The sequence below is a fragment of the Aquabacterium sp. A7-Y genome (assembly GCF_026153205.1).
Classification (GTDB): Bacteria; Pseudomonadota; Gammaproteobacteria; order Burkholderiales; family Burkholderiaceae_C; genus Caldimonas.
Genome location: NZ_JAPFBW010000036.1, coordinates 1 through 14,405, shown reverse-complemented (window position 1 = coordinate 14,405; position 14,405 = coordinate 1). Strand labels below are relative to the sequence as shown.

General features: G+C 63.2%; 13 protein-coding genes and 1 pseudogene. 6 read left to right on the top strand and 8 right to left on the bottom strand.

Going from position 1 to position 14,405, the window contains the following annotated elements; translation table 11 throughout:
- Positions 1–627 precede the first annotated feature (627 nt).
- Positions 628–930, top strand: coding sequence for a DUF4398 domain-containing protein (locus tag OOT46_RS25450; RefSeq protein WP_265406429.1), 303 nt, complete (start codon positions 628–630; stop codon positions 928–930).
- Positions 927–1,838 carry an OmpA family protein gene (locus OOT46_RS25445; protein ID WP_265406428.1) on the top strand — a complete coding sequence of 304 codons (912 nt, stop codon included), beginning with the start codon at positions 927–929 and terminating at the stop codon, positions 1,836–1,838. Before OOT46_RS25450 ends, OOT46_RS25445 begins: the two co-directional genes overlap by 4 nt.
- A 685-nt stretch (positions 1,839–2,523) precedes the next feature.
- Here the strand turns inward: OOT46_RS25445 and OOT46_RS25440 are convergent.
- Together OOT46_RS25440 and OOT46_RS25435 are read right to left on the bottom strand one after the other, a co-directional pair.
- The gene (locus tag OOT46_RS25440) at positions 2,524–3,123 is read right to left on the bottom strand and encodes a hemerythrin domain-containing protein (protein ID WP_265406427.1); all 600 of its coding nucleotides are present in this window, start codon (positions 3,121–3,123) and stop codon (positions 2,524–2,526) included.
- 303 nt (positions 3,124–3,426) lie between these two features.
- Positions 3,427–3,795 carry a hypothetical protein gene (locus OOT46_RS25435; RefSeq protein ID WP_265406426.1) on the bottom strand — a complete coding sequence of 123 codons (369 nt, stop codon included), beginning with the start codon at positions 3,793–3,795 and terminating at the stop codon, positions 3,427–3,429.
- Between the two features lie 956 nt (positions 3,796–4,751).
- On the opposite strand from OOT46_RS25435, the gene OOT46_RS25430 reads away from it, so the two are divergent.
- On the top strand, positions 4,752–5,843 hold the full coding sequence (locus tag OOT46_RS25430; protein WP_265406425.1) for a glycosyltransferase family 4 protein: 1,092 nt from the start codon (positions 4,752–4,754) through the stop codon (positions 5,841–5,843).
- 934 nt (positions 5,844–6,777) lie between these two features.
- Here OOT46_RS25430 and OOT46_RS25425 read toward each other — a convergent pair.
- The 4 genes from OOT46_RS25425 to tnpB form a co-directional block, all read right to left on the bottom strand.
- Positions 6,778–7,056, bottom strand: coding sequence for a DUF1488 family protein (locus OOT46_RS25425; RefSeq protein ID WP_265406472.1), 279 nt, complete (start codon positions 7,054–7,056; stop codon positions 6,778–6,780).
- Between the two features lie 5 nt (positions 7,057–7,061).
- The gene (locus OOT46_RS25420; protein WP_265406424.1) at positions 7,062–7,340 is read right to left on the bottom strand and encodes a hypothetical protein; all 279 of its coding nucleotides are present in this window, start codon (positions 7,338–7,340) and stop codon (positions 7,062–7,064) included.
- A 456-nt stretch (positions 7,341–7,796) separates the two neighbouring features.
- Positions 7,797–8,150 (bottom strand): hypothetical protein, encoded by a 354-nt coding sequence (locus OOT46_RS25415; protein WP_265406423.1) that lies wholly within the window; start codon positions 8,148–8,150, stop codon positions 7,797–7,799.
- A gap of 1,132 nt (positions 8,151–9,282) precedes the next feature.
- The gene (gene tnpB / locus OOT46_RS25410) at positions 9,283–9,627 is read right to left on the bottom strand and encodes an IS66 family insertion sequence element accessory protein TnpB (RefSeq protein WP_265406422.1); all 345 of its coding nucleotides are present in this window, start codon (positions 9,625–9,627) and stop codon (positions 9,283–9,285) included.
- 191 nt (positions 9,628–9,818) lie between these two features.
- Here tnpB and ydiK point away from each other — a divergent pair, with 191 nt between their 5' ends.
- Together ydiK and OOT46_RS25400 are read left to right on the top strand one after the other, a co-directional pair.
- Positions 9,819–10,877: an AI-2E family transporter YdiK gene (ydiK, locus tag OOT46_RS25405; RefSeq protein WP_265406421.1), complete on the top strand. Its 1,059-nt coding sequence runs from the start codon at positions 9,819–9,821 to the stop codon at positions 10,875–10,877.
- 182 nt (positions 10,878–11,059) lie between these two features.
- A complete protein-coding gene (locus tag OOT46_RS25400; protein WP_265406420.1) occupies positions 11,060–11,779 on the top strand; it encodes a Crp/Fnr family transcriptional regulator in 720 nt (239 codons plus the stop codon).
- 76 nt (positions 11,780–11,855) lie between these two features.
- Here OOT46_RS25400 and OOT46_RS25395 read toward each other — a convergent pair whose 3' ends face one another.
- Positions 11,856–12,017, bottom strand: a complete 162-nt coding sequence (locus OOT46_RS25395) for a CsbD family protein (RefSeq protein ID WP_265406419.1) — start codon at positions 12,015–12,017, stop codon at positions 11,856–11,858.
- 485 nt (positions 12,018–12,502) lie between these two features.
- On the opposite strand from OOT46_RS25395, the gene OOT46_RS25390 reads away from it, so the two are divergent.
- Positions 12,503–13,471, top strand: coding sequence for an IS5 family transposase (locus OOT46_RS25390; protein ID WP_265406418.1), 969 nt, complete (start codon positions 12,503–12,505; stop codon positions 13,469–13,471).
- Positions 13,472–13,635: 164 nt separating this feature from the next.
- Here OOT46_RS25390 and OOT46_RS25385 read toward each other — a convergent pair.
- Positions 13,636–14,405 (bottom strand): annotated as a pseudogene (locus tag OOT46_RS25385) (IS701 family transposase); the annotation flags it as partial.

Sequence of the window (14,405 nt, the reverse complement as noted above, 5' to 3'; positions counted from 1 at the left end):
CTGCTGAGATGAGGGCAGCGGGGACGCTGATCCGGCAGGAAGTCCGAGAGGACGTCCGAGGAATGTTCCTAGGAGCATGGGAGCAAACACGAGCGCCAGGGCCGCCCTCCCCGTGTCAGTGCGTCCGAGACCCTCCACCGACAGGCGGTCTTCGTCAGGAGCAGCGATATCCTCCATTGCGGCCCGTGCTGCAGGTCCAGGGTCAGGACCGCTGAGCAGGGCACGTTGTTCCCGCCGCATAGAAGAGGTCGGCTTTCGTTGGTGCCTCGCGCTTCGCGGCAGTCCGCGTTCAGACCAAGCGGTGCACGCATCCTCCATTGGTGTTTCGGTACGGGAAGCTCGGCTCTGTGCGGTGGCAGACAGACACATGCCGGCGCAAGACTCATGCTCCACGTATCGGCCGCGCCAGACTCACAACGCGCGCTGAGCTGCAAATGCCTCGCGGGCGCAGATGCAGTCCACCACGCCCGGACCGACAAGCTCTTGTCGCGGCGCCCGTCCACCCATCCTGACGAGGATTCTTCAATGACCTCCCGCTTTTCAATCTTGCAGGGCGCTACTGCCGTGGCATGCACTGTTGCCCTTGCCGCCTCGGGCTGCGGGTCGATTCCGCCGCCTACGGTGCAGATGACTGTCGCCAAGGGCGCGGTCGACGCGGCCCATGCGGCCGGTGCCCAAGCGTATGCGCCGACGGAGCTACGGCTTGCGAACGACAAGCTGACCAACGCCCAGAGGGCCATGGTCGACAAGGATTACACCGAGGCTTTGCATCTCGCCGAACAGGCGCAGACCGATGCACAACTGGCGATTGGGAAGACGCAAGCGGCAAAGGCCAGCAAGGCCGCCGACGAAGCACGGGCCGATGCCCGCACAGTGCAGGAAGACCTGGAACGCAAAGCCCGCCGAGTGGGCGCGGGAGGTACCCAATGAGGACGCAATCGACAAAGACACGCGGCGCGCTGCGCTTTAGCAGCACGCTGATCACCGCGGCAGTCGCCACAGCCTTGGCGAGCTGCAGCACCACGGCAGAGCCCGACCCAGCCCTTGATCGCGCTCACACGACTTATAGGGCACTGCAAAGCGACCCGCAGGCCGCGCAGCTTGCGGTAGTCGAGATGGCGCAGGCCGAGGAGGCTTTGAGGACAGCCGACACGGCGTGGACGCAACGGGAGGAGCCGGAAACCGTCGACCACCTGGTCTACTTGGCACAGCAGCGCGTGGCGATTGCGCGTGAGGCGGTTGGCACGAAGACCTGGGAGAAGGCGGCGGCTGCAGCCAAGAGCGGTACCGAAGCCGAGAAGGCGCGCGCTGAGAGTGACAAGGCGCGCGGCGACGTCGCCGCTGCCCGTCAGAGCACACAGGACAAGAGTGTTCAGCTGGCGGTGGCCAGAGCGGGCGCCGAGCAGGACAAGACGCGGGTGAACGACTTGGAGATGCAGCTCAGGGACCTGAACGCCAAGCAGACGGATCGCGGCAACGTCATCACTCTCGCTGATGTGCTGTTCGACTCGAACAGCGCTGAACTGCGCTCTGGCGGTATTCGAGACATGGCCAAGCTGGTGGACTTCTTCAAGCTTCATCCAACGCGCACGGCTCTGATCGAAGCCTTCACCGACAGCCAGGGCAGTAAGGCAGTCAACCTTCACCTGTCTCAGCGGCGCGCCGCCACCGTGCGCGATGCGCTCGTCGTGCATGGCGTGTTGGCGGATCGGCTCCAGATCCAGGGGCACGGCGAAGCCTACCCCACGTCGACAAACTCGACGGCTGCCGGGCGTCAAATGAACCGACGGGTGGAGATTGTGCTGTCCAGGGATGACGGCACGGTGAAGTCACGCTGACGCGGGTCCTGGCATGGTCGGACTTGGCGGTGTCCCTGGTGAACTTCCCCCCGTCCTCGTCCTACGACACCGTGCCTCGCAGCCGGCGCGCGCTACGCCTTGCTGGCGACCTGTCGGCGATCCGTGGTTTCTGCACCGGTGACCATGGAGGCGCAGTCCGACTGCTGTAACCGCTGCAGTATGTGGCAACTCGCGCGATCCCCTTGGTGGCCGCGTCGACGTTCCGGCCCAGTTCAAGCCGGGCGCCAGCCGGGCGCCTCCGGCACTGCCTCGCCCACGCTGGATGGCCGGGGCAATGCCACCTTGCTGCCGGTGAAAGGGCCGGACGGTGTGGCCGTATCGATCCCATTGCGTCGGGTGATCCACCGAGCGCCCGTCATTGACCGGCTGCACTCGGGGGCGCGGCGATTTGCCGGAGGCATGCTGTCCCTCCCCCGTTCCAGGAACGATCGTCAATGGTCGGCGCTGTCGCGGTGTCGGCGCTGTCGCGGTATGAGCGGTCGAGCGCGGTGGCGGGGGGCCGCATCTATGGAGCGGCTGCCGACCCAGCATGCCAATCGCATCGATAAGCTGCTGCCACAGAGATGGTCCGCATCTGGCTGATCGGACGTTCAGCGCTGCAGGGTGGCGGCACTGCTTGTGCTTTCCTTGCCAGATAGCCGACTAATAAAACCCGGCATACCGGCTACGCGCCACGCCATGCGAGAGCCGAATGCGGACAGTAGCGGTCGAAGTGTGGGATCGTCTTATCGTTGAAGAGCAACGCCGCCTTCATTGAAACCATCCTCCTCCCGAGGTCCTCGGTGTTTAGAGTGCTCTCTCGTACCCAACAGAACACAACTGCCCGTTCCTGTTCGATGTGGCGGCGGACGCTCCTGCCCAGGACATCGATGTGTGCGACGTACTTTTCATCATCAGGGTCCATCGTACTAATTTGCACGATGGCCTGCATCGCCCACTGGTGTTCCACCTCAAGTACGTTCATGAGGGCATCATTCCCGATAACTCCTCGCACGGCAGGATAGAAAACTTCGTCCTCGATCTGAATTAGCAGCTTCAGTTCCCGCAGCATCTTTCCCGCAAGGCGTTGTTTCTGCTGACGTGGTAGCGGGCCGCGTTCTGAGGCTAATGCAAAATCATCGAAGCTGGCGAAAAGATCTAGCACCGACTCATGAGCCTCGTTCAGCACGACCAACGCGTCGTGATTCACATTGGGCGAAGGTGTAGTTTGGAAGGGAACGGTGCAACTCACGAACTCCTTCCGAGAGACGACATGGGGAGTCATTTAAATTCCTTGCGGCGCGGAGTTCGGCGCCGATACATGAATCGTTTCGCATCCTCCCCCTCGTGTCGGTGCGCCAGGACACATACAAGGAGTCGAGGTACCAATCTACTGCAGCCGCGTGTCCCAGCGCACTTAAACACGGTCAAGCTCGCCTCACAGGTGAGCCTGGGTGATTGGCAAGCCAACCCTGCCGGCCGGCCGCCAGCTCGCTCGTCCTGTCCTCCGCTGAGATTGTTCTGACGAACCCTCCACGCACCCCGGAGGTCGATTGCAAGTCGGTGCCCTAAGACTACTGCTGCAGCCCTATGACTTCTGAACTATGGTGATCCCACTCAGTAGATCCTCGCTGATGCCGCAAAGCATCGCAATACATCGAGCTCGGTTGAACTCGTCCGTATCATGGTGGAAGTGCACCGAATCGAGTAGGTTCGCAGCCTCTTGCAGCGCCCGGGCCAGTTTGGTTTCCGTGAGGATCGGAAGAACCACTTCAACCGCCGAGCGAATCTGTCCGGCAATAGCGGCCGGCCTCGGACTGTCGGGCGCCTGCTCAATAGGGCTCGGGCGGCCGTTCATCAGGCGCGTCCTGTGTCCCATCGTGCCGATTGCCGTCGACCGCTCGTCCTTGTCATCATGACAGGGAGCATTCTTTGGCGATGTGTCAGAGTCGAACATAGCGGTAGGCATAGGCCTGCGGGATCGGGCAGGGCGCTTGTCCCCAGCCGGTTACACCCCACGGTGTGCGAGTCGGACCGCGTTGATCCATTGGATCTATTGCAGGACCGGGCGAAGTGTTACTGCAATTTGGCATAGGACATTCCCTAAATAGTGGTTTTTTGGACTGGGCGCCTCTTTCAATCACCCCGCCGGAGGTGCGGAGCACGCAGCCCAGCTATATGAACCGGGAGGCCGTCGCTATACCTTCACGCGCTGCGCCTTGTCGGCATCCTCGAACCAGGGACGTTATAGGCGTACCGCGCTCAGCGGGAGCGACCTGCGTTCGACCGAGCACGCTCAAGAGGTGTGGAACGGTGGCTTCCGGCAATCCCGCCACAGAACTTGTGGCAATAGCCTCGAAGGACACCCTCCTTGCTGCTTCGCCAGAGGAACTTCATCCTCCCGATAATGGGCCGGCACGTATGTGCGATACCGCACATACTGGCAAACCGGCTTGCGACGCGGTCTTGACCCACTGGCCAGTTTGCGCCGCTCTGGTCACAGGGGGAGCAGCTCGCGGCATTTTCGCCTCGAACGGCCCGCAGTGGGAACGCTCTGTGTGCGGAACCGAACAGACCATCGTGCTGCTTCCAACCATCCTGGCCCCTACGGGTCGATCGATCCCCTCCCACTTGCACCCTTCGCTTTGGCCTCAGGCACACCACCGACGGCCACGCAGCGAAACCTGCTCACGCTCCAAAAAAAAGGAAGTCCATGACCACCTCCTCCGCGGGCCGCAGCCGGCCGACCGAGCTTCACGAAAGTGGACAGGAGCCGCACTTGGAAGCGCCGTCCTCAACGTCGCGTCACGCTGGCCGTTCCGCCGGGCCCGCAGTCGAGGACGCTTTCCTGGAACCCAGTGGCGTTCGTCGGTACCCCCAAGTGGTTGCTGCCGGGCGAGAACGAGGCCGTCCATGAGAATTGCACAGGTAGCCCCCCTTGCGGAAAGCGTTCCTCCCCAACGCTATGGCGGCACAGAACGAGTCGTCTCCTACCTCACGGAGGCCCTTGTCGCAGGCGGCCACGAGGTGACGCTGTTCGCAAGTGGCGACTCGGTCACTTCGGCCGAGCTTGTCGCAGTGACAGATCGTAGCCTGCGGAATCTCCAGCAGCCTTGCCTTCCAGCGGTGTGGCATACCATTCTCTTGGATGAAGTCGACCGCCGTGCGAATCAGTTCGACGTGATTCACTTTCACGTCGACTGCACGCACTACCCGATGGCTCGACGCTGCCCCACGCCGTGTGTGACAACCCATCACGGGCGGCTTGACCTGCCTGACTTGGCGGCGCTGCACCGCCACTTCGCCGGGCATCCGGTTGTGGCAATCTCAGCGGCCCAGCGGGTCTTCCTGCCTGACGCGAACTGGTGTGCAACCGTGCACCACGGTTTACCCCAACATCTTTACGAATTCAACGAGACGCCACAGAACTACTTTGCCTTTGTCGGCAGAATGTCGCCGGAAAAGCGCGTGGACCGGGCGATCGAGATCGCCCTGGCCTGCAACACCCGCCTACGGATAGCGGCGAAGATTGATGTGGTAGACCGCCAGTATTTCGAGACGGTCATTCGGCCGCTCCTGTGCCACCCTCTCATCGAGTTCTGCGGGGAGGTCACGGAAAGCGACAAGAACAAGTTCATCGGTGACGCACGGGCACTGCTCTTCCCCATCGATTGGCCGGAGCCCTTCGGCTTGGTGATGATCGAGGCAATGGCTTGCGGCACACCGGTGATCGCCTATGCATGTGGCGCGGTCCCGGAGGTCGTGGACCACGGCGTCACCGGGTTTACCGTGGGCAGCCAAGCACAGGCTTTTGATGCGGCGCGGCGCATTGCAGAGATCGACCGGCGGGCTTGCCGTCGTGTCTTCGAACGACGCTTTGTCTCGTCCATCATGGCAAGCGAGTACGTCACGGTATACGAGTCCTTGGTCCGCGCCCGCCGAAGGACTTGCCCGACGCTAGAGCCGACAGTCGAAGTGAGGTACGCTCCCGGCCTTCCCTCCTAGGTCGTTCCGCGGCGGCCCATGTGGCGCACGGCGGCATTCCCGGTGGTCCCATACGCAGAGCACGGGCGGCAGGGCGAACCGCGCGCTGGGCGCGCTGTTGCCCCCACCCGTGTACGAAACCGTTGCATGGCGAGGGCAACCGCGGTCTCTGCTGTAGCAGGTTCCGTGCTTCCGCGGGCGGCGTGCTCCTTCCTGTCCTTCGTGTAGACGGTGACAACTTCCTTCAGGACTGCGGTGACCGCACATTGCAGCGTCCCGATGTGCTCGGCCGATTCGTATGTACGGCACCGCACATACATTCCGAATAGTCACGGCGACCATGCGTGTATGCAGCAGGATCAAGTGATGTTCAAAGTGATGTTGAAGCTGAACAGCTGGCTCGTCCTGGGTCGCACGATGTCGCTTCGATTTCAGCGGGGAACCAAAACGTTCCCCGTATTGGAGGGCCACCCGTTCGGGCCTGCGAAGGCCTTCACCTTTCCAGGCGGGCCGCCCGAGTTTCTGGATACTCAGCCAGAATGGAAGGGGCAGAGATAGAGGCGTGAGCGGCATGCACAGTCCCCCACCCCCAGTCAGACATGACCCAGAGGACAAAACGGAGGTTAACGACGCGGCGCGTGCCATGTGCCAACATAGATGGGATAGATGTTATGCAGAGCCATGACGCTGCACATCTCGTTCATCACCGCGCTCGTATCGTGAATCGATGTGCAAGGCCTGCATTAGCGGTGCATCCCAGGAGTAGGGGGATCGAGAGAGCATCTCGGCAGTAGGGCTATGCCCCGCTCGATGGGCTTCACAGGGAATGAACGCGGTGACTCACTGCTGCCGTCGCCCTGCGCTGAAAGCACCGTCCGAGACATGCCGCTTCTCACGACACCGACCGCTTGCTGATGGTATCTCTGGGCATCGCGTTCGGCGAAGGTACTGGAGTTCACTCACCCAGTCGCGGAGACGGAGGCCCGGACACGTCCGCATCGCGCAGCATCACTGGCTCCCGTGAGCCTGCGCCAGCTCGGCGCCGCACTGCATCGTCGATGCATTGGCGGTTCGCCTCGTAGATCGCTACTGCGTTCTCTCCATAGCTATCCCCGTGGAAGCAATAGTGCAGCGTTTCCTTTGAGATTGTGGCGCCGATATAGTGGCCATCGTCCTGCAGCACCCAGAAGCGCAGCGCACTGGAAGCCGGATGAAAGAATGGAGCGGTGGGCACAACAGTCACAAGCCGGCTCGTGCTGGAGCCGCACCGAAACCGTCCACCGTAGCGCTTCGGTGCAGAACCACGCCTGAGGAGCCGATCTCATAGCGCTCATCACCCACTGCCCGGACGTGACGTCCGTCTTCGAGGCGCAGCGACTCGAAGCCGCTGGGCACCCAGTTGCAGCCCTCCGACGCACCCTCGTCCGTGTTGATGTACTCCACCCACGCAACGACGCTGTAGGCGCAGCCGTCTTCTGCCTGCGCGTCGAAGGAAATTCCTCTACGAAACTGACCCATGCCGTTCTCCTGACGTGGTGATCGGGCCCGATGGCGGTTGTCGCCTGACAGCCCCTTTACAAAGCGTGTGGTCTTGGGCGCACAGCGGTGTCTGTGCTTCGCCGTATACGACCCGGCGGGTGAGCAAACGAGGTGGCGCCGTGCTGGCGATGCCTGCCGATTCGGCGCGGCACGCCGGGCGCGGCCCACTCCCCAAAAGCTGCACTGCTGGTCCACCGGCTTGAGTCGCAGGATCACCATGCTGTGCAACAACGCTCGCTACTTCTTGAGCTGAGGCGGCGCCACGCCAGTCGCGATTGGGTTCACACCGGCAGGCGCTAAGGGCTGAATCGGCGACCCCGCCTTCTTCGGCTTCTTCGCTTCCTTGTTGCCACGTCGACCTTTGGACACCATCGTCTCCTTTCGCAGAGCGGTTGATCCACTTGAATGAATGACCATGCAAAGGTGGAGCTTCGTTCAATCCCCGATCAGCACAACCGCACACGCTTTGGCCACGGCCGCAACCTGCTCGGACGAATGGGTCCCCGGTACTGCCGCCCATCCGCCCTTCTCGACGAAGCTTCCTTGTGACCATGGGTCGACCTTCCTGAGCGCAGACAGATTGGCCGGCGCATCACTCGTGCGCTGGAACTTGTCGGCACACACGGGGGCGAGAGCCAAGACAACGGCTTGGCTGCTCTCTCTCAGCGCCTTGGCTTCGGCCCTGGCGTTGGTGGTCCAGCCGCCCCAGGCGAATCCACCAACGGCGAGTGCGACTGCACCGCCCAAGAAGCCCCACAGGGCCGGTTTCGTTTCAATGGGAATCTTCATGACAGTACTTTCAAGGAGCGCTGACGCGATCTGTCAGTAGCCCGCGCCCTACCGCGGTGAACGGCGACAAATACCGTGGGAACCGCAACGTGGTCGCGCGGCGCCACGTTCCGGCGACACCATCTCGGGAATGTCAAGTAGCGACAAGCGATGCCGGTGCGGAACAATGGCGATGAGCTACTCAGTCAGACTGCCTAGTGTGCAGAGGTCGGCGCAGCTCGACTGTCTGTTACCGCACACAGCGTCCGCCTCGGCAGATGGACCGTCTCGGGCTCTGCGAGACAACCTCGTTGATCGACGGCCACGACAGCAGCCGGCGCCGTTGATACCGAGTGGCTCCCTGCGGGGAGACTCACCGCCCGACTCGGAAGGTAGGTGGGGGAGGGCGATGGATCGATTTCTTGCACGCCTCAGGTGCCGGGGTATGCCGCCAGCGAGCCCTTGGCTCATGGCGCAAACCGGAGTGGTCGAACTGGGTGCTCGGTACCGGAGAGTCATGGTGGAATCCTGACAGCCCAACAGGAGGACGCGCTATGGCAGCGAAACGGGCGCCCTGCACTTTGTCGACGCCGCGGCGCCGCGCGCCGCCTATCGTCCGAACGTCGACCGGCAAGTGCTCGACCCGTTGGCTCGCCGATGGCACCGGCGACGCCAGGAGAAAGCAGCGTCTGTTTCATCGCGCCGCAGCGCGTGAGCGGTACCGCACCCCAATTAGCTCAGTGATGCCTGCGCCTCGAGCTTCATTTTTCGGAGGACGTTTGACCTCGGGGGCTGATGATGGAGGTGTTGCGGTACTCCCTTTACCTTCTTCTTGAGGTGCTCGAAGAGGACGAGCTCGTGCGGGCGGTTGTCGGGCTTGGCGGCTTCCTTCTTTGGGGCGGCCTTCTTCTCCGGCGTCGGACGCTCTTCCTTCGGCTCAGGCTCGGGCTCTTCATAGAAGTGCCAGCCGCGCCACCAGTCTCACCAGTAGGTGGAGGCAGGATAGGAGAGGGCGTCTGCCGCTGGTACAGGGTTGCGGCGAAGGCGAAGGTGGCCGCGGCGAGCAGGGCTGTGACAGGGCGCCACCACCTGGCAAGGCCAGGCCAGCGGAAGGCCGAGGCGCAGAACGTTGCGTTCCTTGTCATTGAGTCGGCTACAGCCGCAAGATCACGCGCAGCTGTTCCAGGCGCTGCCACGGCAACCCGACCACCAGTACGTCGAACGGCTGCTGGATCAGCTGCAACGGTGGCGTCGCCGCGGCGTCCAGGTTGCGCGGCCAGACGAAGCTGCCGGTGTTCAGCGGGCGCGCGGCACACCACACGCCGAAGCCGTCGTGAACCAGCAGCTTGACGCGGCTGGCCCGACCATTGGCAAACAGGTGTCCGTGATGGGCCTGCGCGGCGCCGAGAACCTTGACCATCTGGGCCAGCAGCCGGTCGGCATCGGTTCGCCTGTCCATGGGCTGCACCGACAGCCACAGGGCGTCGATGCGGATCACTTCATCAACTCCCGGGCCCAGGCCGCGCACAGCGCAGCAGCGCTCAGTGGCCACCTGTGGAACAGTTGGAGGACTGGTGCATGCGCGCCGAGCGCATGCGGCGTCATCCCCGTGCGCGAGTTCGCTCGGAAGCTGCGCTGCTACGCCTGGCGGCTGTCAGCGCATCATGATCGCAACTTCGGAGGGCCACCATGGCACAAGCTCAACGCGAGCTCGCCCGCACGCTTCTGAGCGTGATCTTCCTGGGTGCGCTGATCGTCACCTCGTTCTGGATCCTGCGACCGTTCCTGGCCGCCGCGATCTGGGCGACGATGATCGTCGTCGCCACGTGGCCGGTCATGCTCTGGTTCCAGAGCCGGCTTTGGAGACGCCGGTCCCTTGCGGTAGGGGCGATGACCTTGACCCTGCTGCTTGTGTTTATGGTGCCGCTGGCGCTGGCCATCGGCACGCTGGTGCTGAACGCGGAGGAGATCGTCGCCCGGATGAAATCGATCGCCAGCTTTCGCATGCCGGCGCCGCCGGGCTGGCTTGCCGATCTGCCGTATGTCGGCGCGAAGCTGGCTTTGGCGTGGGAGCAGGTGGCTGCTTCGGGTGTCGAGGGGCTGCTGGCGAGATTGACGCCGTATGCCGGCAGCGTGACCAGGTGGTTCGTCACCCAGGCCGGCGATGTCGGGATCCTGTTCGTGCAGTTCCTGCTCACGCTCGTTCTCGCGGCGCTGATGTTTGCAAGCGGCGAAGCTGCGGCTCTGACGGCGGCGCGCTTCGGCCGCCGCCTGGCCGGAGAGCGCGGCGAGAACGCGGTGCAACTCGCGGGACAGGCGATCCGCGGCGTCGCGCTCGGTGTGGTGGTCACGGCGGTGGTGCAGTCCGGGGTGGGAGGCCTCGGCCTCGCGATCGCTAGCGTGCCCCTGGCCGGACTGCTCACGGCCGCGATGCTCTTTCTCTGCATCGCGCAGGTCGGACCGTCCGCAGTGCTGTTTCCGGCGGTCATCTGGCTCTACTGGACCGGTGAGACGGCCTGGGGCACCTTCCTTCTCGTGTGGTCCGTGATTGTGGTGACGATGGACAACTTCCTCCGACCGGTGCTCATCAAACGCGGCGCCGACTTGCCGCTACTGCTCATCTTTGCCGGCGTCATCGGCGGGCTGCTGGCCTTCGGCCTGGTGGGTATCTTCGTCGGACCCGTCGTGCTCGCTGTGGCCTACACGCTGCTCGAAGCCTGGATCGACGACGGAGAGCTCGATCAATAGCTCTGGCCGCCTGCGTGTTCCCTGGTGTTGCGCCACCCCGGCCGGTGTTCCGGTTCCATGGCCCCTCTCTGTCCGACGCCGGACACAGGGTGCGCGCCGTCTGCCTATACTCGAAGTGTCGACTCCCGCGCACGGCCACCACTTTGAACGCCTGTAAGTGTCGAACCCCTGCTGGAGTTGCCATGCCAATGTGTCCGGATCCTCGGCAGAACCATCTTCTCGCGGCGCTGCCCAACGCCGAGTGGGCGCGCTGGCTGCCAGCGCTTGAATCGGTCAATATGCCGCTCGGCGAAGTCCTGTACGAGTCCGGCGTCGCGATGACGCACGTGTACTTTCCGACCACCTCCATCGTGTCGCTGCTGTACGTGCTGGAAGACGGCGCGTCGGCCGAGATCGCCGTCGTCGGCAACGAGGGCATCGTCGGGGTTTCGCTCTTCATGGGCGGGGAAACCACGCCCAGTCGTTCGGTCGTGCAAAGCGCTGGGCAAGGGTTTCGCATGCGCGCGCAGCTGCTCAAGGATGAGTTCAACCGCTCCGGTCCGGTGCTGCATCTGCTACTGCGCTACACGCAAGCCTTGATCACGCAGATGGCGCAGACGGCGGTGTGCAACCGGCACCACTCGCTGGACCAACAGCTGTGTCGTTGGCTGCTGCTCAGCCTCGACCGCCTGCAGGAACCCGAACTGGTCATGACGCAGGAACTCATCGCCAACATGCTGGGCGTGCGCCGCGAGGGGGTGACCGAGGCGGCCGTCAGCTTGCAGCGAGCCGGACTCATCAACTACAAACGGGGTCACATCACTGTGGTCGACCGCGCCGGGCTCGAACGGCGGACTTGCGAATGCTATGCGGTCGTGAAGAAGGAGTACGCCCGCCTCCTTCCGGCCAAGGTGGCGCAATAGAACGTGCTTCGATGTGATCTGTGTGCACAGCCACCGTGAACCACGAATCGCTCGCCTTGCGCTGCCACTCGGCAAGCTACCTTTCGGCTTCGTCCCTGGCCACGCCATAGCGTTCCTGGATCTTGTGGTCCCGGCGGCCAGCGACGGCGTAAAGGTCGTCATCGGTCAGCTTGCCCCACTGCTCCTTGGCCCTGCCCGTGGCTTGTTTCCAGTTCCCTTCGATGCGGTCCCAGTTCATTTGAATCTACATAATTTTATCCACCTGCGTCGCGCGGCTGAAAGCAAGATCGCCATTGGTCTTGCCGGTTGTCGGGTGCATCATTCATTAATCCGCGGGCGAATCCAGCAAGAGCTCGCGCGTCTCCGCCGGGCTCTTCCCCTCACTGTAGCAGCGGCGCAGCAAGCGGTCCCGGCACATCATGATGCCTTGCGCATCCGACCGGTCGACCTCACCCTGTTCTTCGATGTGTCGCGTGACCTGCTCCTCCCATTCGAGAAACTCTTCTGACTCCGGCTTTATCGGCAGCGGCTTGATGCCGTTGATTTTCCTTCCCGGTAGCTGCGCCGTCGTTCGTCTATATGGATGCCTCCCTGCTGAGCAAGGGCGATGAAGTTCTGCTCGCAGGCACGAGGTTGCAGGTCTATATCCGGCCTCTAAGGAGGGTCTGCAAAACTTTGCCAAGCGGACTTGAATGATGGGAGTGTGCCGCCGAGTATGAACGCATGAAGCAACTCGGACTCGGCCTGAACTTGTTGACCAAGAAGACGCGCAAGCGCGAGTTCTTGGAGCAGATGGAGCGCGTGGTGTCATCGGCGGCGCTGATTCAGATTGTCGAACCGCACTGCCCCGAGGCGAAGACCGGGCGTCCGAGGTTCGCCATCGAGGTGATGCTGCGCATCCACTACCTTCAGCAGTGGTTCGGCCTGAGCGACCCGGCGATGGAAGAATCGTTGCACGACGTGCCGCTGTACAGGGAGTTCGCCAAGTTGGACGGCGTGACGACCCGGCTGCCTGACGAGAGCACCATTCTGAGGTTCAGGCACCTGCTGGAGCAGCACGATTTGGCGGCGGACATGCTGCGCGTGGTCAATGACCTGCTGCAGTCCAACGGGTTGATGATGCGTACCGGAACGGCGGTGGACGCCACCCTGATCTCAGCGCCGAGCTCGACCCAGAATGCCGACGGCGAGCGCGACTCCGAGATGAAGCAGACGAAGAAGGGAAAGAACTGGTATTTCGGCATGAAGGCGCATACCGGAGTAGATGCACCCTCAGGGCTGGTGCATACGGTGGCCGGCACGGCGGCCACCGTCAGCGACCTGAACATGGCGGGGGCGCTGCCGCATGGAGACGAAGACGTCGCCTTCGGGGATGCGGGCTACCAGGGCGTGCGCCAACGGCAGGAGGCCGCCGGCCCCACTTGGCATGTCGCGATGCGCCGAGGCGAGCGCAGGCGGCTCAATCCCTTCATTGCACCGCATATCGTGGCCGAGCGGGTGGAGAAGATGAAGGCCAGCATACGCGCCAAAGTCGAGCACCCGTTCCGCGTGATCAAGCAGCAGTTCAGCTACCAGAAGGTGCGCTATCGAGGGCTGAGGAAAAACACCGCGCAGATCCTCAACTTTTTCATGCTGTCCAACATCGGCAACTCCCCAACAGGTACTCGCCTGGGTTTTGCAGACCTTCCTTAGTACTGCAGTCGTAGTTTCTTGCGACGCCTTCGGCGCCAGTGGCAGGCTTTAGCACGAGCCTGATGGTGTCGGCGCCAGTACGACCAAGCGAGAGCGTGTGCAGGTGGTGGCGCAGGAAGGCGCAGCAGCGCCAGGAGAAGGCGCCGCACTTCGGGGACGGTCAGCGGCAGCAACCCCCTGTGTGCCTTGAAGGCCTGCAGCGAAGAGCGTTCCTTTTCGGCCGCGCCCCCCTTTTTGAAGTCCAGCTGGATGGCGTTGGCGCGCAAGACGCTCAGGCAGGCATGGGCCAACAGGGCCAATGTGATGTGCCGATACCAGCCGGTCCAACTGCGCACCTCGTACTGGTCGAGGCCAACGAGTTGCTTGCTGTTCTCGAACGACTCTTCGATGGCCCAGCGTCTGCCGGCCACGTGCGCCAAGACCTGCAGCGGGGTATGGAAGGGGGCGTAGACGGCGTAGTAGGCGAGTTCAGCCGCCTCACCCAGGCTGCGGCGTACCAGCAGCCCACGCTGCATGGTGGTCCCCCAGCTGAGCAGGGGCAGCCACGCCCAGTCGTACAGACGGGGGCCCTTGGCGCCGTCGCCGGCCGACAGGCGCCGCCACTGCGATGCCCGGATGTCCTGCGAGGCAGTCGCCGCATGTTGGTTGCGCGTGCTCTCGCGCATCACATAACTATTGGAGGCAATCGCCATGACATAAGGGCGCTGGTTCTGCTCCAGCCACACGCGCAGGCTGCGGTCATTGCCGTAGACCTCGTCGCCGGCTACCCACCCAAAAGGTAGCCCTGCTTGCAAGGCGCGCTGCAGCATGCGCTGTGCGATCTGCGGCTTCGCGGCGAACGCCCGCTCGGGTGGCACCCCTGCCTTGCGGCAGCGATCAGGATCGTCGGTCCAGCTCTTGGGAAGGTAAAGCTCGCGGTCGATAAAGGCATGAC